The 21,708-nt window shown below is 72.5% G+C and carries 17 protein-coding genes; 7 read left to right on the forward strand and 10 right to left on the reverse strand.

Features of this window, described 5'->3' with window-relative positions:
• The first annotated feature begins 54 nt into the window (after positions 1-54).
• The 3 genes from JQN83_RS21005 to JQN83_RS21015 all read left to right on the forward strand — a co-directional run bounded on the left by JQN83_RS21005 (position 55) and on the right by JQN83_RS21015 (position 2,905).
• Positions 55-1,236 (forward strand): M20 family metallopeptidase, encoded by a 1,182-nt coding sequence (locus JQN83_RS21005; RefSeq protein ID WP_208568850.1) that lies wholly within the window; start codon positions 55-57, stop codon positions 1,234-1,236.
• Positions 1,237-1,385: 149 nt separating this feature from the next.
• Positions 1,386-2,150, forward strand: a complete 765-nt coding sequence (locus JQN83_RS21010; protein WP_208568851.1) for a helix-turn-helix domain-containing protein — start codon at positions 1,386-1,388, stop codon at positions 2,148-2,150.
• 95 nt (positions 2,151-2,245) lie between these two features.
• A complete protein-coding gene (locus JQN83_RS21015; protein ID WP_208568852.1) occupies positions 2,246-2,905 on the forward strand; it encodes a cytidylyltransferase domain-containing protein in 660 nt (219 codons plus the stop codon).
• A 105-nt stretch (positions 2,906-3,010) separates the two neighbouring features.
• On the opposite strand, the gene JQN83_RS21020 is transcribed toward JQN83_RS21015, so the two are convergent.
• Positions 3,011-3,835, reverse strand: coding sequence for a PIG-L deacetylase family protein (locus JQN83_RS21020; protein WP_208568853.1), 825 nt, complete (start codon positions 3,833-3,835; stop codon positions 3,011-3,013).
• A gap of 445 nt (positions 3,836-4,280) precedes the next feature.
• Between JQN83_RS21020 and JQN83_RS21025 the strand changes: the two genes are divergently transcribed.
• Together JQN83_RS21025 and JQN83_RS21030 are read left to right on the forward strand one after the other, a co-directional pair.
• Complete coding sequence (locus JQN83_RS21025; RefSeq protein ID WP_208568854.1) at positions 4,281-5,879, forward strand: thiamine pyrophosphate-dependent enzyme; 1,599 nt, start codon at positions 4,281-4,283, stop codon at positions 5,877-5,879.
• 72 nt (positions 5,880-5,951) lie between these two features.
• A complete protein-coding gene (locus JQN83_RS21030; protein ID WP_208568855.1) occupies positions 5,952-7,127 on the forward strand; it encodes a pyridoxal phosphate-dependent aminotransferase in 1,176 nt (391 codons plus the stop codon).
• A 73-nt stretch (positions 7,128-7,200) separates the two neighbouring features.
• Here JQN83_RS21030 and solA read toward each other — a convergent pair whose 3' ends face one another.
• The 3 genes from solA to JQN83_RS21045 are packed head-to-tail and all read right to left on the reverse strand — an operon-like array spanning position 7,201 to position 10,065.
• Positions 7,201-8,346, reverse strand: a complete 1,146-nt coding sequence (solA, locus tag JQN83_RS21035) for an N-methyl-L-tryptophan oxidase (RefSeq protein WP_208568856.1) — start codon at positions 8,344-8,346, stop codon at positions 7,201-7,203.
• A 1-nt stretch (position 8,347) separates the two neighbouring features.
• Positions 8,348-9,175 carry a pyrroline-5-carboxylate reductase gene (gene proC, locus JQN83_RS21040; RefSeq protein ID WP_208568857.1) on the reverse strand — a complete coding sequence of 276 codons (828 nt, stop codon included), beginning with the start codon at positions 9,173-9,175 and terminating at the stop codon, positions 8,348-8,350.
• Positions 9,172-10,065 carry a TauD/TfdA dioxygenase family protein gene (locus tag JQN83_RS21045; RefSeq protein ID WP_208568858.1) on the reverse strand — a complete coding sequence of 298 codons (894 nt, stop codon included), beginning with the start codon at positions 10,063-10,065 and terminating at the stop codon, positions 9,172-9,174. The genes proC and JQN83_RS21045 overlap by 4 nt, the downstream gene beginning before the upstream one ends.
• Before the next feature lie 342 nt (positions 10,066-10,407).
• Between JQN83_RS21045 and JQN83_RS21050 the strand changes: the two genes are divergently transcribed.
• On the forward strand, positions 10,408-11,964 hold the full coding sequence (locus tag JQN83_RS21050; protein ID WP_208568859.1) for an AMP-binding protein: 1,557 nt from the start codon (positions 10,408-10,410) through the stop codon (positions 11,962-11,964).
• A gap of 56 nt (positions 11,965-12,020) precedes the next feature.
• Here the strand turns inward: JQN83_RS21050 and JQN83_RS21055 are convergent, their stop codons facing one another.
• A complete protein-coding gene (locus tag JQN83_RS21055) occupies positions 12,021-12,923 on the reverse strand; it encodes a beta-ketoacyl-[acyl-carrier-protein] synthase family protein (RefSeq protein ID WP_208568860.1) in 903 nt (300 codons plus the stop codon).
• A 347-nt stretch (positions 12,924-13,270) separates the two neighbouring features.
• Positions 13,271-14,644: an extracellular catalytic domain type 1 short-chain-length polyhydroxyalkanoate depolymerase gene (locus tag JQN83_RS21060; RefSeq protein ID WP_208568861.1), complete on the reverse strand. Its 1,374-nt coding sequence runs from the start codon at positions 14,642-14,644 to the stop codon at positions 13,271-13,273.
• A 291-nt stretch (positions 14,645-14,935) separates the two neighbouring features.
• Between JQN83_RS21060 and JQN83_RS21065 the strand changes: the two genes are divergently transcribed.
• Positions 14,936-15,958, forward strand: a complete 1,023-nt coding sequence (locus JQN83_RS21065) for a PaaX family transcriptional regulator (RefSeq protein WP_208568862.1) — start codon at positions 14,936-14,938, stop codon at positions 15,956-15,958.
• Between the two features lie 28 nt (positions 15,959-15,986).
• Here JQN83_RS21065 and JQN83_RS21070 read toward each other — a convergent pair whose 3' ends face one another.
• The 4 genes from JQN83_RS21070 to JQN83_RS21085 all read right to left on the reverse strand — a co-directional run bounded on the left by JQN83_RS21070 (position 15,987) and on the right by JQN83_RS21085 (position 21,641).
• On the reverse strand, positions 15,987-16,598 hold the full coding sequence (locus JQN83_RS21070; protein ID WP_208568863.1) for a hypothetical protein: 612 nt from the start codon (positions 16,596-16,598) through the stop codon (positions 15,987-15,989).
• Between the two features lie 81 nt (positions 16,599-16,679).
• Positions 16,680-19,982, reverse strand: a complete 3,303-nt coding sequence (locus JQN83_RS21075; protein ID WP_208568864.1) for an ATP-binding protein — start codon at positions 19,980-19,982, stop codon at positions 16,680-16,682.
• Entirely contained in the window at positions 19,979-20,629 is a 651-nt protein-coding gene (locus JQN83_RS21080) for a hypothetical protein (RefSeq protein ID WP_208568865.1), read from the reverse strand. The genes JQN83_RS21075 and JQN83_RS21080 overlap by 4 nt, the downstream gene beginning before the upstream one ends.
• Positions 20,601-21,641, reverse strand: coding sequence for an endonuclease domain-containing protein (locus tag JQN83_RS21085; protein WP_208568866.1), 1,041 nt, complete (start codon positions 21,639-21,641; stop codon positions 20,601-20,603). The genes JQN83_RS21080 and JQN83_RS21085 overlap by 29 nt, the downstream gene beginning before the upstream one ends.
• Positions 21,642-21,708 lie beyond the last annotated feature (67 nt).

A 21,708-nucleotide genomic window follows, 5' to 3' on the forward strand; every position in this document is an offset into this window, starting at 1 on the left:
CAGGCATCGATGGCGGAGATTGTCATCCCGGGGTCACGCATCGATAATCCTGCAATGGATCTCGACGGCCGGGTGCTGGCGGAGGCGGTCGCCGAGCTCGTCCGCATCCCCAGCGTCAACCCGCTGCACACCGGGCCGAGAGCCGAGGAGCATGGTCCGGTCGGTGAGGGGGCGATCGCCCGGCACCTCGCGGACCGCTTCGACCGCTGCGGTGCCGCCGAGGTCGTGCTGGACGAGGTCCGGCCGGACCGACCCAACGTCTACGGCCGCTTTCCGGGCCGGTCCGACCGGCTCGTGGTGCTGGACGTGCACACCGACACCGTCGCCGTCGAGCACATGACCGACCCGCCCTTCGACGGACGCATCGAGCACGACGCCGTCTGGGGCCGGGGCGCCCTGGACACCAAGGCGACCATGGGGGTGGTCCTCGCGCTGCTCGCCGCGATGCACCGCGACGGCCGCCGCCCCGACCCCACCCTGCTGCTGGTCGGCTCGATCGGCGAGGAGGCCGGCGGCCTGCTCGGGGCGACCCGGTTCGCCCCCTGGGCGAGACAGCAGGGCCTGCGGATCGACCAGCTCCTGGTGGCCGAGCCGACCGGGTTCCGGCCCGTGCACGGGCTGAAGGGACTCGTCCTGATCGAGGTGACGACGCACGGGGTGGCGGCGCACTCGGCGCGACCCGACCTCGGGGTGAACGCCATCGACGCGATGGTGCCGGTGCTCGCCGCCTTCGCCGCCGCCCACGAGCGGCTGAGCGCGACCCCGGGGCGCACCGAGCTGGGCGGCGGCACGCTGTCGGTCACCCAGATCACGGGCGGCTCCGGCAGCAACGTGATCCCCGACCGCTGCTCGATCACCGTGGGCCGGCGCATCGTCCCCGGTGAGGACCCGGTCGACGTGCTGGCCGAGCTGACCGCCATCGCCCGGGCCGCCTGCCCCGTGCCCTGCGACGTGGTGTCGCTGCTGCCGCGTACGCCCGACGGCAGGCCCGCCTCGCCCGCGTTCTACCAGCGGCCCGACAGCGGACTCGTGCAGTTCCTGGCGCGGACCTGCGGCACCCGACCCACGGTCGCACCCTTCGGTGCCAACGCGTTGCGGTACTCCGGTCTGGCCGAGGAATTGGTAGTCTTCGGCCCTGGATCCATCGAGGACGCTCATCAGGCCACCGAGCGGATCGACATCCCGGACCTGCGACGGCTCGCCGACGTCCTGACGTCGTGGCTCTCGCCCGGCTGACCGGGCCGGCGGGATCGGCGGGCCTGCCCGGCGTCGCGACCCGCGCTGCCGCACCCCGGGCGCGTCGGCGGTCGTCCGGCCACGCGGCAGAGCCGACGCGGTACGCCATCCCCGCCCCTGCCAGGCGGGTGGCCAGGGAGGGAGGACAGATGGCGACAGCCACGGCTGCGGAGACCATCGACCGGGTGTGTGAGCCGGTGCAGCAGTTGAGTCGCAGCTGGATCATGGCGAAGTCCACCAACGCGTACGGGGTGGAGCTGGGATTCGCGACCGGGGTTCAGTTCTGGATCGTCGGTCGGGCCGGCGTGCTCGGCAGTTGCCCGGTCGAGGTGGCGGCGGCGGCGATCGCGTTCGAGCCGGTCGAGGAGGTACGCCGGGCGTGGCTCGCGGTGCCGGCGGGCCTGACCCACCACGACGTGGCGCTGCACTACCGGGACCGGATCACCGGCTGGGGCGAGCGGGTCTTCGCGGACGTCGACCCCGACACGCTCGGCGTCATCGACACCCTGGGCCGCCGCGTCGTCGAGGCGGCACCTGCGGCGGTGGGTGCCCTCTTCACCGGCTGGCGGGGACTCCCGCCCCCGGTGGCGTTGCCCGGCCGGGCCGCGTTGACGATCCACCTGATCCGCGAACTGCGCGGCGCCGCCCACATCGCCGCGATCCTGGCCTGTGGCCTCACGCCGCTCGACGCGATCCTCGCCGCCCCCCATCCGCCGCCCCGCACCGGGCCCGCCTACGCCGAGCGGATGGGCTACCGGGGGCCGTTCCGGGACCCGGCCGAGGTACGCGAGCAGCGGCTGGAAGCCGAACGGTTGACCGCGGCGATCATGGTCCCGTACTTCTCCACGCTCGACGCGGCGGAACTCGCCCGGTTCGGTGAACTCGTCGAGACCGTCGGCCACCTGGCCGTCTAGGTGACCGGGTGGGGGTCGGCCGCGTCGCCGGCCCGCCGAGTCCCCGTGACCCGTCGGCCGGCGACGACCCATCCGGCTGGAGACAGGAGACCGTCATGAAGTTCGTCATCCCCGCCAAGCGTTCGTCGACGAGGGTGCCCGACAAGAACTACCGTCCGTTCGCCGGGGGGAAGTCGTTGCTCGACATTCTCGTCGAGAAACTCGCCCGGCTGGCCGACGATCCGGGCGACGTCTGCCTGTCCTCCGAGGACGCGTCGACCCGGGAGTTGGCCGACCGGTACGGCGCCACCTATCTGCCCCGGCCCCGGCACCTCACGGAGAACTCGTACCCGTTCCAGTCCGTGGTCAACGAGGTCTGCAAGCAGGTGCCCGGCGACGACGACGTGATGTGGTGCCACGCCACCGACCCGTTCTTCGACGAGCACGGGGAGGTGGTGCGTACCTGGCGGGCCCGCGACACCGCCGCTGCGGACTCGATCGTGGTGGTGTACCCGATGAAGGAGTACCTCCTCGACCCGAACTTCAACCCGATGGGGTTCGGGTTCGGCCCCTGGCACCGCCCCTCGCAGGAGCTGCCGACCTATTACCAGCTCGGGTTCTCCTGCTCGATCATGACCCGGCACGTGGCGACGACCATCGGGTTGGTCGGCGCCCGCCCGATCTGGCACCAGGCGACGAACCTGACGATCGACATCGACACCCAGGCCCAGTTCGATCTCGCCGCCCGGCTGTACGAGCTGAGCAACCCGGCCTGACCGTCCGGGCCCGCCGCCGGGGCGGCATCGGGTGGATGGTGGGTCCCCACCGTCCACCCGCCGGCCCCGGGCGGGTTCGTCGGGCGGCGCGGCCGGGAGGTCGGTTCACGGCGTGCGGGTCGGGACCTCGGTGGTGGGCCGTCGGGCCGTCGGGGTCGGACCGGCCGCACCGGCCGCGTCCGTGACGATGCGTTTGTACGCCTCGGCGTACTCGCAGCCGATGGCCGTGCCGTTGCCGCGCATCCGGTCCACCACCCACTGGACGTCGGCGCGGGGATCCGGTGAGCTGCGGAACTGGCTGCGGTGGGCGAGGATGGCCGACACCTTCAGCTCGGCGGTCTCCCCGACGTCGACGAGCAGGTCGGTGTGCTCGTGCCCGGGCACCCAGACCTCGGCCACCCGGTGCGCGGGCAGATCCTCGGCCAGCAGCTCGGGGAAGGCCCGGGGGTTGCGGGCGTCGGGGTAGACGGCGTTCAGCGCGGCCTGCCCGACGGCGAGGTGGTCGGGGTGGGACGCACCGATCGGGAACTGCAGCGACCGCAGCGGTTGGTGGGTGAGGACGAGTTCCGGCCGGTGCCGCCGGATCTGGCGGGTCAGGGCGAGTCTGAGCGCGGGGGTGTCCGTGAGCAGGCCGTCGGGCAGCCCCAGGAAGACCACGTCGGTGACCCCGAGCATCCGGGCCGCGTCGCGCTGCTCGGCGTACCGGGTGGCGGTCAGCTCGGGGGCCGGCACGGTCGGATCCTCGCCACCCTGCGCGCCGTCGGTGACGACCAGATAGGTCACCTGCGCGCCCTCGCCGGTGAGGCGGGCGACGGTGGCGCCGAAGGCGAATTCGGCGTCGTCCGGGTGGGCGGCGATCACCAGGACCCGGTGGAAGCTGCGGGGCAGCGGCAGGAGTCGATCGGAATCAGCCGGGGAGGCGGGCGTCATGGCGGCAACATACACGCTACGGGCGACATTGATCGACGCCGTGCTGGTTGCGGCCCAGGTTATTGACGTTTAGCATTTGACGGCGGTGTTCTCTGATCTGTCGGTCGACACCGCAATGCGCAGCGCAGCATCGGACATGACGCACCACGGCACCGACTTCGCCTCACCGAACACCACCCTGAGTGCCACTTCTGCGCGACGAATCCTCCTGGAAGGCCGACCCGCTGGAACTGTCGCCACCCTTCGTGCCGATCACGTCCATTCCGGCGAATTGTGGCAGTCCGTGGTGCGGGACGCGTCGACGTGCCGGGTCCACAGGTGTGCGCCGGACGGCGGCCGGGCCGGTGCGGCCGGGTGTCGCGGCCGGGCGGTGGACACCGTCGCCGCCGGCAACCGGCCGGGAAGTCCGAGATCCGTCGGTGCCGAGAGCGATTGGTGAGGCCGCATGAACGTCGGAGAGCACCTCGTCGCGAAACTCGTCGAGGAAGGGGTGGAGGTCGTCTTCACCGTGCCGGGTGAGCAGCACGACGCCATCTTCGCGGCGCTCGCCGACACGACGATCCGGGTGGTGCACACCCGGCACGAGCAGGCCGCCGCGCTGATGGCCTACGGGTACGCCCGGGCCAGCCGCCGGGTCGGCGTGTACCTCGTCATCTCCGGGCCGGGCGTGCTCAACTCGTTGACCGGGCTGGCCACCGCCTACGCGGGCGACGCCCGGGTGCTGTGCGTCGCCACCCAGATCCCCACCCCGGTGCTCGGGCGGAACCTGGGTGTCCCGCACGAGATCCCCGACCAGTTGGGCGTGCTCCGGTCGCTGACGGGGTGGGCGGCCCGGGTCGAGGAGCCCGCCGCGATCACCCACGTGCTCGGTGAGGCGTTCCACCGGTTGGGCCACCACCGCCCCCGGCCCGTCGCGATCGAGATCCCGACCGACGTGCTGGCCGCGGAGGTCACCGCCGCCCCACCGTGGCCGGCGTCGCCGCCCCCCGCGCCGCCGGACCCGCGCGCCGTCGAGGCGGCCCGCGCGGAGCTGGTCGCCGCCCGCGCGCCCGTCATCTTCGTCGGCAGCGGGGCGCGCGGCGCGACGGCGGAGGTCGCCCGGCTCGCAGAGCTGCTCCAGGCGCCCGTCACGACGGAGCTGGGCGGGCGCGGGGTGCTGCGTGACGACCATGAGCTGTCGGTGTCGTTGCCCGTCGCACACCGGTTGTGGCCGCACGCCGACGTCGTCCTGGCCGTCGGGACCCGGCTGCTGCGGCCCCAGGTCGAGTGGGGCACCGAGGGTCTGCGGATCATCCGCGTCGACCTCGACGAGGAGGAGATCCACCGGGTGTCCCCGCCGGCGGTGTCCCTGGTGGGGGACGCCACCGAGGTGCTCCGCGCGCTGCTCGACGGGCTGCCGCCGGTGGGGCGGCGGCCGCAGTGGCGGGCCGCGGTCGAGGACGCCCGGCACGCGGTGGACGCCGAGCTCGACAAGCTCGCCCCCCAGGTCGACCTCGTCCGGGCGATGCGGGCCGCGTTGCCCGAGGACGGGTTCTTCGTCGACGAGATGACCCAGGTGGGTTACGTCGCCCGGCTGATGTTCCCGGTGCTGCGCCCGTCGACCTACGTGCTGCCGACGTACGTCGGGGCGCTCGGTTTCGGGTTCGCGGCGGCGCTCGGTGTCAAGGTCGCCTACCCGGACCGCGCGGTGCTGTCCATCTCGGGTGACGGCGGTTTCCTGTTCACCGCGACGGAGCTGGCGACGGCGGTCCAGCACGGGATCGGGGTCGTCGCCGTCGTCTTCGACGACGGGTCCTACGCCAACGTGAAGCGCGCCCAGCGCAAGTTCCTGACCCAGACGATCGGCACCGAACTGCACAACCCCGACTTCGTCAAGCTCGCGGAGGCGTTCGGCGCGGTCGGTGTCCGCGCCCACGACCCGCAGGAGTTGCGGGCCGAGATCGAGAAGGGCCTCGCCCGGGAGCGGGTGCCGACGGTGATCGAGGTTCCGGTCGGGGAGATGGCCAATCCGTGGCCGTGGATCCGATTGCCGCGGGTGCGCTGACAACGCCAGACTTCGATGCGTCGCCCATTCCCCGCGCCGGACGTGCGCCCCAGCCGTCAAGGAGACCCACCCATGCCGACCGCCCCGCGCAACGACGTCCCCCCGTTCCGCGCCGCCCTGGCGCACATGCGGACGCAGGAGATCGTGGCCGTCGCGCGCCTGTGCCAGGACTATCCCGATGCCGTCAGTCTCTGCTTCGGTGAGTCGGATCTCCCCACCCCGCTGGTCGTACGGCAGGCCGCCGAACTCGCCATGGCCCAGGGCAAGACCCGCTACGCGGACCGCCGGGGCATCGCACCGCTGCGGCAGGCGATCCAGGAGTACCACCGGCGTACCAACGGGGTGGAGGTCGAGCTGGAGCGGTTGTCGGCGACCTCGTCGGGGATGACCTCCATCATGATCTCGTTGCAGTGCCTGGTGGAGCCGGGGGACAACGTCGTCGTCGTGGCGCCGGTGTGGCCGAACATCGTCATCGCCGTCGAGTCGATGGGCGCGACCGTACGGTTCGTCAACCTCGAAGCCGACCCGGACGGCTGGTCGCTGGATCTCGACCAGGTCGAGGCGAACTGCGACGACCGGACGCGCGCGGTGTTCCTGGCCTCACCCGGCAACCCGACCGGCTGGACGATGACCTCGGCCCAGCAGCGGGAACTGTTGGAGCTGACCCGGCGCAAGGGCATCTGGATCATCTCCGACGAGGTCTACAACCGGCTGGTCTTCGACGGGTCCGTCGCGACGCCGTCGATGCTGGAGGTCGCCGACGACAACGACGCGCTCTTCGTCGTGCAGAGCTTCTCCAAGACCTGGTCGATGACCGGCTGGCGGCTCGGCTGGCTGGTGCACCCCGCCGGCCTGGCCCACCAGGTGGGCAACCTCAGCGCGATCAACAGCACCGGGTCGGCCACCTTCGTGCAGCACGCGGGGGTCGCGGCGATCCGCGAGGGTGAGCCGTTCGTGGCCGAGATGGTGGAGCGCAGCGCGCGGGGCCGGGAGACCGTGGCGGACGCCTTCCAGGGCCACCCGCGCATCCTCGCGCCGGACGTCCCGGCCTCCTTCTACTCGTTCTTCCGGATCGAGGGCGTCGACAACTCCCTGGCGTACGCCAAGGAGCTCGTCGCCCGTGCCGGGGTCGGCATCGCGCCCGGCTCCGCGTTCGGCGACGGATTCGACGGCTACTTCCGGATCTGCTTCGCCCAGGACCCGAAGCGCCTGCAACTCGCCCTCGAACGCCTCATCGCCGCGGTCTGACCGGTCCCGCACGGGCCACCACTGCGGGTGGTCGGGTCGGGGCGCGCACGGCGCGGCTCGACCCGGCGGGGCGTCAGAGCCGGTCGGGGCTGAACGCGGCGATGTCCACCGTCGACCGTCCGTCGAGCGCGAGCTGCGCCAGGACCTCCCCGATGCCCGGGGCGAACTTGAAGCCGTGGCCGGAGCAGGCGCTGGCGTAGCAGACGCCGTCGAGTTCCCGGGAGCGGCCGATGAGGAAACTCTCGTCGGCCGACATCGTGTAGATGCAGGAGCGGCCCCGGCCCGTGGGCTGGACGGCGGGCAGCACCGGGCTGATCGTCCGCCACAGCTCATGCTGCTCCGCGTCGCTGGGTGGACGCCGGTCACCGTCGACGTCCTGCGGTGACAGTTGCCGGTTGTGGAAGCCGATCTTCAGCCCGCCGTCGACCGACCGCCAGCGGGGGAGCCCGTAGACCAGGGCTCCCCCGGCGTCCTCGTAGAGGAAGACCGGGAAGCGTCCGGGCAGGTGGTCGCGTTCCCGCGCCTCGGCCACGTCGAACTCGAAGACGGGAATGCGCATCGGGGTGACGGCGGGGGCGATCTCACCGGGCAGGAAGCGACCCACCCAGCCGCCGACCGTCAGCACCACCGCGCCGCAGCTCACCTCCCACCCGTCGCCGACGACCGTTACGGTGCCCCCGGAGCCGGGGGAGAGCGTACGCACGGCACGTCCGTGGACCAGGTGGGCGCCGGCGGCGGTCGCCCGCGTCAGGTAGGTGAGCCGGGCGTTGTCGGCGAAGAGCATCAGCGCGTCCGGCTCGTGGACGGCGACCGCGTCGGGCTGGACGTGGAAGGCGGGAAACCGGCTGGTGATCTCGCCCGCGTCGAGGTACTCGTGGTTGATCCCGCACCGGAGCGCGGTGTCCCGGGAGCCCTGCACCAGCTTGGAGTCGGGGGAGCCGACGAACAGGCCGCCGGTGCGCAGCGCGATCGTCTCGTCGGTCGCGGCGTCGAGTTCCCGCCACCCCTGGTACGAGCTGTCCAGCAGCGGGACGTACTGCTCGCCCTCCCAGTACGCCCGCCGGAAGATGCGGGTCTGGCCGTGCGAGGAACCCAGGTCGTGCAACGGTCCGTGGGCCTCGACGCCCAACACCCGCGCTCCCCGCCGGCTGAGCTGGTGGAGCGCCGACGCACCCATGATCCCGAGCCCGACGACCACCACGTCGTACGTGGGGGACACCTCACCCCACCGCGCATCCGGGCCCGTGGGGGCGGGCCAGTTCCCGTGAGCGCTGCGCGGCGGCGGTGAGCGCGGTCAGGATGGAGCCCTTCAGCCCGGCGGCGTCGAACGCGGCGATGCCGCGCTCGGTGGTGCCGTTGGGCGTCATCACCTCGTGGCAGAGTTGCATCGGCGGTTTCCCGCTCTCCGCGATGAGGGTCGCGGTCCCGCCGAACACCTGCACCGCCATCTCCCGGCCGGCCGCCTCGCCGAAGCCCCGGGCGGCGGCGAACTGGCAGAAGGCGTCGACGATGTAGCTCACGAACGCTGGTCCGCCGCCGCAGATCGCGGTGGCGTCGTCGACCAGTTCCTCGCGGTCGACCCGCAGCACCCGGCCGATCACTCCCAGCAGGGCCTCCGCCTGGGCAGTGGTCTCCGCCGACACCTGCGGGCCGGCGTGGTAGACCGACATCCCCTGGAACACCTCGGACGGTGTGTTGGGGATGGACCGGACGACCTGCGTGGTGCCCAGCGCTGTGGCGATCGTCTCGGCGGTGAGGCCGGCCATCACCGACAGCACCGGCGTCCCCGGGGTGAACCGGTGGCGCTCGGCGTCGGCGAACTCGGCGAAGACCTGCGGCGGGACGGCCAGCACGACGAAGTCGCCGTCGGCCAGATCCAGGTGGGCGACGACCGTGAGCCCGTCGAGTTCGGCGAGGAGTTCGCGTCGGGCGGCACTGCGCTCGACCACGACGAGTTCCGGACCGGCCGGTCCGCCGAGCAGCCCCCGGATGATCGCCAACCCCATGTGACCACCGCCGACGATGACCAGCCGCCGGGTGGCGGTCATCCGCGAGACTCCGCGTGCGCCATCGTCACCTGGTAGTTGGTGACGACGTCGGACACCGTCGTACGGTGCAGGACCCGCCGTTGCCGCAGGTCGTACGGGCGGCCGCGGTGCATGGTGCAGCGGTTGTCCCATACCGTGAGGTCGCCGACGCGCCAGTGGTGGGTGTAGACGAACTGGTCCTGGGTGGCGAACTCGATCAGCTCTTCGAGCAGGGCCCGCCCCTGTTCGACCGGCCAGCCGACGATGTGTGAGGCGTGTGAGGCGAGGAAGAGGCTGCTGCGGCCGGAACCCGGGTAGTGGTCGACGACCCGCTGCGGCACCGGCGGCAGCGCGGTGGCGATGTCGGAGTTGAAGCTGTCGAACCCGGACTTCGCCCGGGAGTGGGCGATGCTGTGTTCGGCGACGAGGTTCTCGACCTGGCGTTTGCGCTCCGGCGGCAGTGCGTCGTAGGCGGCGCGCATGTCCGCGTACTGGGTCTCGCCTCCGGTGGGGGGGATCTCCCGGGCGGACAGCAGCGAACACTTCGCCCGGACGGCCTTGAAGGAGCTGTCGGTGTGCCACATCTGGTTGCCCAGGTTGTAGCGGGTGAGGCGGTCCTCGGGGTCGAGGAGCTTGCCCTCGTGGTCGAGGTTGGAGATGTCGGTGAACTCGTTGCTCAGCCGCAGCGCCGTGCCGGCGAAGTTCGGGGCGGTCTCCAGCGGCCCGAACAGCCTGCTGAAGCTGGTCTGCTGCTCGTCGGTGACCGGTTGGTCGGGAAAGACGAGGACCGCGTAGCGCTCGAAGGCCGCGTGGATCTCGGCGAAGACGTCCTCCGGTACGGGCGTGGTCAGGTCGACGCCGGTCACCTCTGCGACGAAGAGCGGATGGAGTGGCTTGAGGGTTATCGCCACGGATGTCTCCTTATCAGCGGTCAGGGAAGACGTCGGCACAGATCACAGGGAGGACACAGGCATCGAAGGCCGACATTGGCACGCATTCGACGCCGAATGTGAATAGGTGGTTTCCTGGACACCATTTTCCATGCCCCGGCAACCCTCTCAAGTGGATGAAATCTCCCAAGTTGGGGCAGCGTTACCGGATCGTGACCTAAATCTATATGTAAGAACGTCGATAGTGTGGACGACTGTCGGATGGCCGTCCGCCCAGCCGGGAGGGGTCGGCGACGGGTGGATCGTGGGGTACCTTCCCTGACGCACCGGTAGATGTCGGTCGATATATGGGGGTGTCGGTTCATGGGCGTGGGGACCGCCGTCGACCTCGCCGGGTTGGTGCGGCGATCGGTTGCCGACCATCCGGAGGCGGTCGCGCTGGAAGTCGGCGACCAGTTCCTGAGCTACCCGGAACTCTGGCGACGCGCGGGCCTCCTCGCGGCGCGGATCGCCGCCACGGCCCCCGGCGCCACCCGCGTCGGGCTGTTCTCGACCCGCTCCGTGACCTCGTACCTCGCCTATCTGGCGGTGCTCCGGCTCGGCGCGACCGTGGTGCCCCTGCACCCCGGCGCTCCCGTGACGCGCAACGCCGGCATCGCGCGCCGGGCCGGCCTGGCCGCCGTCGTCGTCGACGAGGTCGATCCGGCCCTCCTCGGTGCGTTGGCCGACGTGGGCGTCCGGCTGGTCCACCCGGACGACGACCGGCCGGTGGCCGGCGGCGGACCCGACGACGGCGGACGGACGGTCACCGGCGACGACGTCGCCTACCTCCTGTTCACCTCCGGCTCCACCGGAGTGCCCAAGGGGGTGCCGGTCGCCCACCGCAGTGCCGCCGCCTACGTGCAGCACGTGGTGCGCCGCTACGACATCGGCGTCGGCTCCCGGCTCACGCAGAACTTCGACCTGACCTTCGACCCGTCCGTGTTCGACCTGTTCGCGGCCTGGAGCAGCGGCGCGACGCTGGTGGTCGCCACCGCCAGGGAACTCCTGCGTCCGGCGACGTTCGTCAACGAGCGACGGATCACCCACTGGTTCTCGGTGCCGTCGCAGGTCTCCTACGCGCGCCGGCTGCGGCTGCTCGCCCCCGACGCCATGCCCGACCTCGGCTGGAGCATCTTCATCGGGGAGCCGTTCACCCGTGAGCAGGCGGCCGTGTGGCACGCGGCGGCGCCGCGCAGCGTGATCGAGAACGTGTACGGTCCGACCGAACTCACCGTGAGCTGTGCCGAGTACCGGCTACCCCGGTCACCGGCCGACTGGCCGACGACGAGCAACGCGACGGTGCCCATCGGGCTGGTGCTGCCCGAGCACGACTGGATCCTGGTCGACCGCGACGGCCGGGCCGGGCGCGACGGCGAGCTGTGCGTGCGGGGCGTCCAGCGGTTCGCGGGCTACCTCGATCCCGAGGAGAACACCGCGCGCTTCCTCAGCTTCGACGGGGGCGACGACCGTGCGCGGGTCTACGACGGGACCGGACCGCTCACCCCGGCGCACTGGTACCGCACCGGTGACCGGGTCCGGGTCGAGAACGGCCACCTGGTCCATCTGGGCCGCCTCGACCGGCAGGTCAAGATCCGCGGCTACCGCGTCGAACTCGGCGAGATCGAGGCGGCGCTGCGCGGGCTGGACGGCGTCATCGACGCTGCCGTCGTCCTGCTCGGGCAGGCCCCGGCCGAGTCGCTGGTGGCGTTCTGCACCGGCGACACCGAGCCGGCGCGGGTGGTCACGGAGCTGCGCGGGGTGCTGCCGCCGTACATGACGCCCACCCGGGTCGAGTGGCTCGAGGCGATGCCCCTCAACCAGAACGGCAAGGTGGACTACCTGTGGTTGGCCTCGGTCGCCGCCGACGGACCCCGCTGAGGTGCGGGAACCGCCGAATGCGGCGAGTCCAGTCACCACCTGCTGCGATACCGGGCCTAGCCGACGACCTCGGCGTCGATCACGGCCCAGGAGTGCGGTCCGGTGGCCACGAGCGCCAACCTGTCGCCGGCGGTGAGCACGCCGTCGGCGGCCAGCAGGTCGGCGTTGACGAGCAGGTCCGCGGCGAACTCGTGGGCGTGCGCGGCCAGGCGACCGGGCAGCAGCTGGTCGAAGGAGTAGCCGGCCGCGCCGGTGAGGAACCGCTGGGCGGGCAGCCGGTAGTTGTTGAACAGGGCGTGGGTGAAGTCGCGCGGACCGCGACCGGTGGCCTCCCGGGCGGCCTTGACGGCCGACCGGCCGAGCAGCACGTTGCGGCGCTGCGCGGCGGGGCTGTTGTCGGTGAGGTCACCGCGCCAGTCGCTGCGCAGCGCCATGCCGTTGACGAGCAGGACGAGCCCGTCACCCGCCGGCCGGTGCCGGGTCACCAGGGCTGCGGCGGCACCGTCGCTGAGGACCGACAGCTCCGCGTCCATCATCCGGCCGCGACCGACGACACGGTCCGCGGTGACGACGAGGACGGTGTCGACGTCGGTCGTCGCGAACAGCCCCTGCACCGTGCCCAGCAGCAGGCCGAGGTTGGCGCACCCGTGACCGGCGACGGTCTGGGTCGCGGCGCCGGGTGCGTCCACGGCCCGGGCGAGGCGCACGTTGTTCCTGCGTACGCCGTCCCCGTCGGCGGTCTCCGTCGCGTAGACGATCGCGTCCGGCACCAGCCCGCCGGCGAGCGCACGCGCACCGACCTCGCCGGCCATCTCGATCGAGGACATTGTCGTCACTCCATACGACTCCAGCCCGTCGTCGAGCAGCCGTGGATTGTCGGCACCCACCTCGTCCAGCTCCCGGACGAGGTGTTTCGTCCCGTGCAGATGGGCGATGGAGGAGAGGTAGAACGCCGCCACGGGAGGTCCTTCCGCCTTGCCGGAACGCTGGCCGACAGGGTACTACGACGGGGGTGTCGCACCGGCCGCGTACGTTTTCCGAAATGGCCGGGGTCGATGTCGGAGTGCTTGTCGCCGCCGGACCCGCCGCCACCGCGCTCGGCGCTTCCCACCCGCTGCCGTGCTTGCCGCACCGCCGTCGTGCTTTCCGCACGGCTGCCGTGCTTGCCGCACCGCCGTCGTGCTTTCCGCACGGCTGCCGTGCTTGCGGCACCGTCGTCGCGCTCTCCCCCGCCCGACGGCGGGCGGGGGAGAGTCGTGGTGGCGGTGTGGTCGGGCGGGGACCGTCCCCGCACCCGTAGGCGGGGTCAGGCGACCGTGCAGGCCGCGCCGTTGAGGGTGAACGAGGTGGGCTTGGCGGTGTTGCCGGTGTGGTTGGCCTGGAATCCGATGTCGACCGACCCGCCGGCCGGGATGGCGGCGTTGTAGCTGGCGTTACGGGCCGTCACCTGGCCGGACGAGGGGGAGTAGGAGGCGTTCCACCCGGAGGTGATGCTCTGCCCGCCGGGCAGCGTGAAGACCAGCGACCAGCCGTTGACGGCGCTGGAACCGGTGTTGGTGATGGTCAGGTTCTCGGTCAGGCCGCTGTTCCAGGCGTTGACGCTGGCGGTGACCCGGCAGGCCCCGGAGCTGGGCGGCGGGGTGGTCGTCGGCGGCGGGGTCGTCGGCGGCGGCGTGGTAGGAGGCGGGGTGGTCGGCGGCGGGGTGGTCGGCGGCGGCGTGGTCGGGGTCGGGTTGGTCAGGCCGAAGAACCCGAGGGCGACGGCGGCCATCCCACCGGAGGGCAGGCTGTGCCCGGCACCCTGGACGCTGTACGCCTCGACGAGGACGTTGCCGCTGGCGTCGGCGTAGCGGCGGCGGTTCCAGTTGGCCTGGGGGGTGTCGGTGGAGGTGGGTGTCTGGCTGAGCCCGAACACGTTGGTCCACTGCTCGATGGTCTCCTGGAGCAGCGAGTACGGCACCAGGGTGTCGGCGGTGCCGTGCCACAGCTGCACCTTCGGCCGGGGACCGGAGTAACCGGGGTACGCCTGCTGGCGGACCGCGTCACCCCACTGCTGCGGGGTGCGGTTCATGTTCCCGCCGGTGCACTGGCTGGCGCCGGGCGGGTAGTCGGCGGCGTTGGCGAAGCAGTTGTAGGGCACCCCCATGAAGGCGGCCCCGGCGGCGAACACGTCGGGGTAGAGCGCCAGCATGTGGTTGGTCATCATGCCGCCGGAGGAACTGCCGGTGGCGAACACCCGGCGGGGGTCGCCGCCGTACTGCCGCTGGGCATAGTTGATCATCGAGACGATCGACACCGGGTCACTGCCACCGCCCCGGCGCTTCGCGGCGTCCGACCAGGTGTCGAAGCAGTTGCCGAAGCCGGCCTGCTGGGTCGCGGACGGGTAGATCACGATGTAGCCGTACCGGTCGGCCAGCGAGGCGAACTCGCTGCTGGAGTAGAAACCGGGGCCGGTGCCGCCGCAACCGTGCATGGCGACCACGACCGCCGGGTTGGTCGGGCGGGTGTTCGGTACGTAGATGTGCATCCGCATCCGGCCGGGGTTGTCGCCGAAGTTGGTCACCTCGACCAACGACGCGGCGTACGCCGGTTGGAGCGTCGGTACCACCAGGGCGGCGGCCGTCAGCGTGGCCACCAGTGGCGCCGCCAGGGCGAGTAACAGTTTCCGTCTGATTCTCATGGGGCGTGACTCCCTCACAGGTTGAGATCGGCCGCGCGGCACGGGTGCGCCCGGATGCCCGTGTCGTCCGCGCCGGCCCTTGGCGTCCGGCATGCCCTGCCCCGGCCCGAGGTGGCATTGCATGGCACTTAGTGTTCTCTTCGGTCCGACAAGTGTCAATCGAATAGCCTCGATACACTGGTCGATCACCGACGTACGCCCGGTCCACCGTGGAACCACGCCCGGTAGGCGGGCCCGGGTACGCCGTCTACAGTCGGTGCCACCGTCGCCGAGCCGAGCCCGGAGCGTCCCGTGCCACACCCGTTCGACATCGAGGAGATATTCCCCGACGACGGGGACCACCCGGTACGGCTGCCCCGGCGGCAGGCCGGCAACTCGCCCCAGGGCGTCGCGGTGACCCTGCTGGCCGACTACACCCTGCGTACCCGCGCCTGGTTGCCGTCCGCCGCCATCGTCGCGCTGCTGGCCGAGTCGCACGTCAGCCTCGCCGGCGCGCGGACCGTGATCAGCCGACTGGCCCGCCGGGGCGTCCTGGAGGGCAGCCGGCAGGGGCGGCGCAGCTCGTACCGGCTCAGCCGGTCCGCCGCCGTCAGCCTCTCCGTCGGCGGCAGCTGGGTGATGGCCGCCACCACCACGACCCAACCGTGGGACGAGTGCTGGACGCTCGTCGCCTTCTCCCTGCCGCAGGAGCGCAGCGCGCAACGGCGGGCCCTGCGTGGCCGGCTGCGCTGGCTGGGCTACGCGCCGCTGTACGACGGGCTGTGGATCTCCCCGCACGAGTTGACCCCGAAGGCCCGGGCCCAGCTCACCCAGCTGCACCTCGGCGCGGTCACCGTCTTCCGGGGCCGGCGGGTCGACCTCGACGCGGTCGCCGGGCGCGACCCGCTCGACGCCTGGGACGTCGCGGCCGTCGCCGCCCAGTACGAGAGCTTCCTGCGGCGCTGGCGGCCCCTCCTGCCGCGGATCGCCGCCGGTCAGGTCGACGGCGCCGAGGCGGTGCGGGCCCGGACCGAGGTGATGGACACCTTCCGGCGTTTCCCCACCCTCGACCCGCAGCTACCGCTGCGGCTGCTGCCCGCCGGCTGGCTGCGCGGCCCCGCCCGGGAGACCTTCGCCGCCGTCTACGACGGGCTCGCCGACACCGCCGAGCGGCACGTCCGGGCCGTCGTCGCCCGGTTCGCCGACGGCACGTACGCCGACGTGCGGGCGCACAGCACCGCCGACCTGCTCGCCGGGGTGTGCGCCACCGAAGCCCGCAGCTCCGCCCCACCCACAGCCGACACCGACCTGGCGGAGTCGTCCCCGTCGCACTGACCCGGCCACTGCCGGCGCCTCGGCCCGCTCAGAGTTTCAGCCCCTCCACGGTGCCCAGGTCGTACCAGGTGAGGGAGAAGGGGCTGTCGCCGGACGGCACGACCGGGAACACGCCCCAGCTCTCCAGGACCGCACCGGGCCGCAGGGTGAAATCCGTGCCGGGCCGCTGCGACGCGCAGTACGTGTCGACCGGGAAGACCTCCCGGCCGTCGCCCAGCGTCAGATGCGACGACTGGAGATCCGCCGCCCGGGCCGGGCAGCTGAGCACCCAGCCGCCGGGGGACCGGGTCGCATAACGCAGCTGCACCCGCACCGTACCCGCCGTCACCTCCAGACCCGTGACGGTCGCCGTGTTCTGCCCGTCGTCGTAGAGGAGGCGACTCATCCGCCGTGGGCCGGCCTCCGGCGACGCCGAAGCGGCCGTGCCCGCGTCCGCGTCGGGCCCGTCGGTCGCCGGGGCGGGGCTGCCGGACGCCGGCTGCGTGGGCCCGGCGGCGGTTGCCCCGGCCGGTGCCGCCGCGTCCGAACCCGGCCCGGTCGACTCCGGCTTGTTGAGCGTGAGCCAGACCACGGCGGCGGCCCCCAGCCCGACGATGACGACGACGCCGACGATCAATCCGACCAGATGCTTGCGCAACATCGATGATCCTTTACTGCCGGTGGACAGGCTCCTTCCACGCTAGATCCCGATGGCAAGATCCGCAGGTCGGCGGCCGTCGGCTCACCGGCGGCGGGCCCGTTCCAGCACCTCCTCGGCGGTGAGCGGGCTGCGCGGATGGTGGCTGAGCGACAGCGGGGTACGGATCTTCACCGGCGCGGCACCCTCGGCGGCGAGGTAGAACTCACCGGTGCCGAGGCGGGAGATGTCGGCGACGTCGCCGCCCTTCGCCTTCGCCATCTCCCGGGCCGCCTCCAGCTGGATCGGGCTGTTCAGCCGGCCATAGAGCTGGGTCGCCGCGTTGCCCGGGATGCGGTTGTGCAGCCCCTTGGGGGACTGGGTGGCGAAGATCAGGCCCAGGCCGTACTTGCGGGCCTGGGCCGCCAGCGCCAGCGTGCTCTGGGTGCACGCGGTCATCGCGCCGGACGGGGCGAACGTCTGCGCCTCGTCCATCACCAGCAGCCCGAGCAGCGGCCGGTCGTTCGCCGGATGCTGCTTGATCCAGGCGAACAGCGCCATCTGCAACTGGTTGACGAAGCCCTGCCGGGCCTCGTCGGATTGCAGGCCGACCAGGCTGATGACGGAGATCCGCGCCCGCCGACCCGGCTCGGGGGTCAACAGCAGCCCCGGGTCCATCGGGCTGCCCTCGCCACCGAACAGCGGATCGTTGACCATCGCCGCCGCCAGCGACTGCGCGATCCCCACCCCGATCTTGTCCGCCCCGTCGATGTCCAGCAGCCCGTCCGGCAGGTCGGCGAGAGTGTCGATCAGGCCCTGCACCCGGCTGCCGCCGCGCCGGCCGTAGTGCTCGACGGCCTTACGCAGCACGGCGAGCCCCAGGTGGACCTTGTTGGTACGACCGGTCAGCTGGGCACGGGGCGCCAGCGCGGCGACCGCCGCCTCGACGGCCTCGTGGAACTCGTCGGGGTCGTCGCGCACACCGCGGAAGTCCGGTAGCGGCTGGAAGCTCAGCGGACGTCCCGACGACCGGCGCGGCGTCCACACCAGTACGTCGGTCCCGGCGAGGTACGCATCGGCCTTCTCCGCGTCCCCGGCACGCCACTGCGGCGGTGGCTCCGGCCACCCGTCACCGAGCCGGGCCAGGTCGTTGTTGGGGTCGAGGACGATGGCGGAGACCCCGGCGAGGGCACACTCCTCCAGGATCCGCCGGATCAGCACCGTCTTGCCGGACCCGGAGCCGGCGAAGAGGGTGGTGTGCTTGCGGAGGGCTTCGAGGGAGAGCGGCACGGGTGCACCGGTGCGGTGGTCGTACCCCACGATGAGGTGCGGACCGGCCTGCCCACCGTCGGCCGGCGGCGGATCACCCCGCCCCGCCCCGGAGCGCCCGTCACCCGCCCCCACGGCACCCGCCCCCGCCGGTGCCGTCTCGGCCGGTGCCAGGTCGGCCGGTGCCAGGTCGGCCGCCGTCGTCTCGACCGGTCCGGCGGCGACCGGTGCGGTGCGTTCCGGTTCGGTGCGGTGCGGTCGTACCGCCGCATCGGTTGCGTCGCCACCGGGAGGGTCGGGGAGCCAGTCGGCCACGGAGCCCAGGGCCTGTCGCAACACGGTGACGTTCCGGGTCGGCCGACGGGCGGTCAGCCAACCCCGCAGGTCGACGGGTGACTCGGCGAGCATGACCCGCAGGGCCCCCAGGATGCGGAGATCCTCGGGGTCCAACGGGAGGATCGTCCCGCCGGCCCGGGTGAAGGCCGCGATCGCCTGCCGGGTCTTGGCCCCGCCCGACCAGGCGCCGTTGCGGAGCAGGAAGAGCTTGCGGCGGGTCACCCGGGCGTCGAGCCCCGCCACCGTGCACGCCTTGCGGAGCCGGGTGAGCGCGGCGATCGCATGGTGCTCCTCGCTGATCGCCCGGAAACACCAGTGGACCTGGTCCTCGGTGGCCTCGTCGAGGGTGAGCCGGAGCCGGGCGTGCAGCGGCGGCTGGGCGCTCGGCGGCGGATCCACGCTGAACGATCCACCACCCTCGCCGCGCTCCATCACCCAGGCGGTCAGGCCCGCCGCGAGCAGGGCGGGGACCGTGCTGTCCTCGCTGTCACGGGTCAGCGGGCCGGACACGTCGACCTCGCTCCTGAGCTGGGCGAACCTGGTGTCGAAGCGCTCCAGGTCCCCCACGGGGGACAGGCGCGGGCGGTGGGGTCGCGGTTCCGCCGTGGCACCGAGCCGGGTCAGCTCCCGCACCTCACCGGCGGCGACGCAGGCCCGGACGTGCCGGTCGATGTCGATCAGCAACTGCCGGGGTGTCATCTGCGCGGCCTGCGCGAAGGCTTCGGGCCGCACCGGCCACGACGGATACGGGGGTACGAAGCCGCGCTCGGCGAACCGGGCGGCGAACCGCCGCTCGACGATCTGCCGGGCCAGGGTGGCGTCGTGGATGGTGGTGAGCCGGGGTGCCACCCGGAACCGGTCGCTCACCGTGTCCACCGTCCGGCTCGTGATGATCGTCCACGAGGTCGGCAGGCAGGCCACCAGGGTGAGCGTGCGGCGGGTGAGCTGGCGCAGTGACATCAGGCCGTCGGCGATCCGGGCGTGCACGGCGGCCTGCTCCGGGTCGTCCTGCCCGCCCGACCGGTGGCGCAGGACGTCACCGGCGGCCACGGACTGCGCGATCAGGGTGTCGATCTGGTCGACGGCGATCACGGACGGGCCGGTGAGGGCCAGCAGCCAGGAGATCTCCTGGACGATCTGCTGCGCGTTGCGGGGTGCCCGTCGCATGCCCCAGGCGCCACGCTCGCCCGGCTCCCCCTCCTCACCGGAGGTGAAGTAGTTCTCCGCGATGTCGCGGTGGGTGCCGTCCTCCGAGGCGCTCAGCGCGAGCGCCCGGGCCGTCTCCCGGCAGGCGCGCGCCACGTGCGGGGCGTACCCGACGAGCCCGTCGACGAACGCGTCCAGGGCCGGCCGGGTCAGTTCGGTGTCACCCATCACCGCCCGGCGGGCCGAGCGGGGCGCCCCGACCATCGAGGAGAGCCGGCGCAGCAGCAGCCGGAGCTGGCTCTCGGCGTCGGGCACCGGGCGGGACAGCCCGTCGAGCATGCAGGCGAGCACACTGTCCCAGAAGCCGTGCGCGTCGAGCAGCCCGACCAGGAAGAAGTAGCCGCCCTGCTGCTGCACCTGCTGGCGGATCCAGCCCAGCAGGTGGGTCTTGCCCGAGCCACGCTGACCCTGCAGCACCAACCCGATCGGGCTGCTGTCGGCGCTGTCCCGGGCGTCGGCCACCCCGGCGAGGACGTCGCGGGCCACGGCGGTGTGCAGACCCTCCACATGGAACGGCGAGGGCCGCCAGACGTCGTCGGGCACCGGCGCCCAGTCGAGCCTGAGCGCCGCCAGGGCCGCGTGCTCCGCCACGGTCATCCCACCCCGATCGCCAGCAGGTGCTTGTCCTGGCCGCCCAGCCGCAGGGCCGCCGCCACGTCCGCCGAGGTGAGCGCCTTCTGGTTGGATTCCGGGACGATGTCCACGTCCGGCTCGCGCTCCAGGTCCCGCAGCGCCTCGTCGAGGTCGGCGGGGTCGACGTCGCCGAAGAACGGCCGCAGCCGGGTCAGGCTGACCCAGGCCCCCGGCTCGGCGGCCAGCGCCGTGTACGCGTGCCGGACGCGCAGACCCAGGGTGCGCCGCAGGTCCGGTTCCGCCGTACCGGCCCGTACGTCGGTCAGCGCGAACAGCTCACCGAACGAGCGGTAGTCGCTGCGGACCATGACCCGGTCCCGCAGGTTGACCTGCAACGCCGTCAGCGCCCCGCCGAGGATGCGGCCCTGCGCCGACTGGAAGGGCAGATCCTCCTGCACCCGGACCCAACCCTTGTCGGCGAGCTGGTGCAGGAAGGTGTTGCCCTCCCGGCGGCTGTCGACGAAGCCGAGGCGGTTGAGCTTGTCCCGGTAGGACTTGCGCACGTCGACGCCGTACCGGTTGCGCAACTCGGTGTTGGGCACCTCCCGGGCCTCCGCCATCAACACGAACAGGATCGCGGCCTCAGAGGGGGTGAGGTCGTCGCCGGCCATGGGATCTTCCTTCCGCCAGGTCACGTCGCCGGGCCCGGATCAGGGTGCCGATCTGGTGCACCACCGCCCCGACGTCGTGGTTGATTCGGGCATTGGTGAAGCGCAGGACGGCGTAACCGTCCAGCTGCAACCGCACGTCGCGTTGCCGGTCCGCCTCGAACCGGTCCGGCCGGCAGTGCTCCGGGCCGTCGATCTCGACGACACACCGCTCATCGGGCCAGAGCAGGTCCAGGCAGACCGCGGGTGAGAGGGGGTGCGGCTGGTGGTACCGGTTCCAGACCCGGCCCGCCGACCAGCTCTGGCCGGCCAGGGCGGCCTCCAGCAGCGCCTCGGTCGGGCTGCCGGGGTGGGGGCGTCCGACGACCTGCGGGGGTGTCGTCGGCACCGCCGCGGGGTGTTCGTCCGCCGCCGGGGTGAGCGGGACGGTGACCACCCGGTCCTCGTGCCGTAAGGGTGCGCCGGCCAACCACACGCCGACCCGGCCGTGGTGACACAGCCACTCCGCGCCCGCCACGACGGCCTGCTCGCCGGCCGGGTCGAGGCCGGCGGGCACCTCGATCAGCAGATTCGCCCGGGGGCGTCCGAACCCCTGCGCCACCACCCGGGTCAGCCCCGGACACCGGATCTCCGGGGGGAACGGGTCGACCGGTGGTCGTCGGCCGGACAACGCCACGGTGGCCAGGTGCGCCAGGAACGCGGCGGAGTGCGCGGAGCCCCGCGCCCGGGCGACCGCGGCGGCCCGGGCGGCGGCCAGGCCGTACGGGTCGGCGCGGGGGAGGTCGGCGACCTCGGGGAGCCACCCCGGCAGCAGCCCCACCGCCACCCGTTCCAGCTCGTCGAGGACGGCTTGGACGAAGGAACCGGCGGTACGGGTCGGGCCGGGTTGCAGCACGACGGCGGCCGAGCCGACCGGTTCCCCGGTGACGGTTGCCGCGACGGTGCCGGTGGGCACCCCCGGAATCTGCACGACGCGATCCGTGGGCAACGCGGCGAGTTGACGGACGAGACTCATGGCCGGTCACCGGCGCGGACCGCGACGACCCTCTCCGGAGGGGGAGCGGATCGGGTGGAACTCAGCG

This window comes from Micromonospora antibiotica, from assembly GCF_017599305.1.
In the GTDB taxonomy this organism is placed as follows: domain Bacteria; phylum Actinomycetota; class Actinomycetes; order Mycobacteriales; family Micromonosporaceae; genus Micromonospora; species Micromonospora antibiotica.

Excerpts from the sequence above, each read along its gene's own strand:
- JQN83_RS21070 (WP_208568863.1), bottom strand. The coding sequence starts at position 16,598 with ATGTTGCGCAAGCATCTGGTCGGATTGATCGTCGGCGTCGTCGTCATC.
- JQN83_RS21010 (WP_208568851.1), top strand. The coding sequence starts at position 1,386 with ATGGCGACAGCCACGGCTGCGGAGACCATCGACCGGGTGTGTGAGCCG.
- proC (WP_208568857.1), bottom strand. The coding sequence starts at position 9,175 with ATGACCGCCACCCGGCGGCTGGTCATCGTCGGCGGTGGTCACATGGGG.
- JQN83_RS21015 (WP_208568852.1), top strand. The coding sequence starts at position 2,246 with ATGAAGTTCGTCATCCCCGCCAAGCGTTCGTCGACGAGGGTGCCCGAC.
- JQN83_RS21030 (WP_208568855.1), top strand. The coding sequence starts at position 5,952 with ATGCCGACCGCCCCGCGCAACGACGTCCCCCCGTTCCGCGCCGCCCTG.
- JQN83_RS21020 (WP_208568853.1), bottom strand. The coding sequence starts at position 3,835 with ATGACGCCCGCCTCCCCGGCTGATTCCGATCGACTCCTGCCGCTGCCC.
- JQN83_RS21005 (WP_208568850.1), top strand. The coding sequence starts at position 55 with ATGGATCTCGACGGCCGGGTGCTGGCGGAGGCGGTCGCCGAGCTCGTC.
- JQN83_RS21075 (WP_208568864.1), bottom strand. The coding sequence starts at position 19,982 with ATGACCGTGGCGGAGCACGCGGCCCTGGCGGCGCTCAGGCTCGACTGG.
- JQN83_RS21060 (WP_208568861.1), bottom strand. The coding sequence starts at position 14,644 with ATGAGAATCAGACGGAAACTGTTACTCGCCCTGGCGGCGCCACTGGTG.
- JQN83_RS21080 (WP_208568865.1), bottom strand. The coding sequence starts at position 20,629 with ATGGCCGGCGACGACCTCACCCCCTCTGAGGCCGCGATCCTGTTCGTG.
- JQN83_RS21025 (WP_208568854.1), top strand. The coding sequence starts at position 4,281 with ATGAACGTCGGAGAGCACCTCGTCGCGAAACTCGTCGAGGAAGGGGTG.
- JQN83_RS21050 (WP_208568859.1), top strand. The coding sequence starts at position 10,408 with ATGGGCGTGGGGACCGCCGTCGACCTCGCCGGGTTGGTGCGGCGATCG.
- JQN83_RS21085 (WP_208568866.1), bottom strand. The coding sequence starts at position 21,641 with ATGAGTCTCGTCCGTCAACTCGCCGCGTTGCCCACGGATCGCGTCGTG.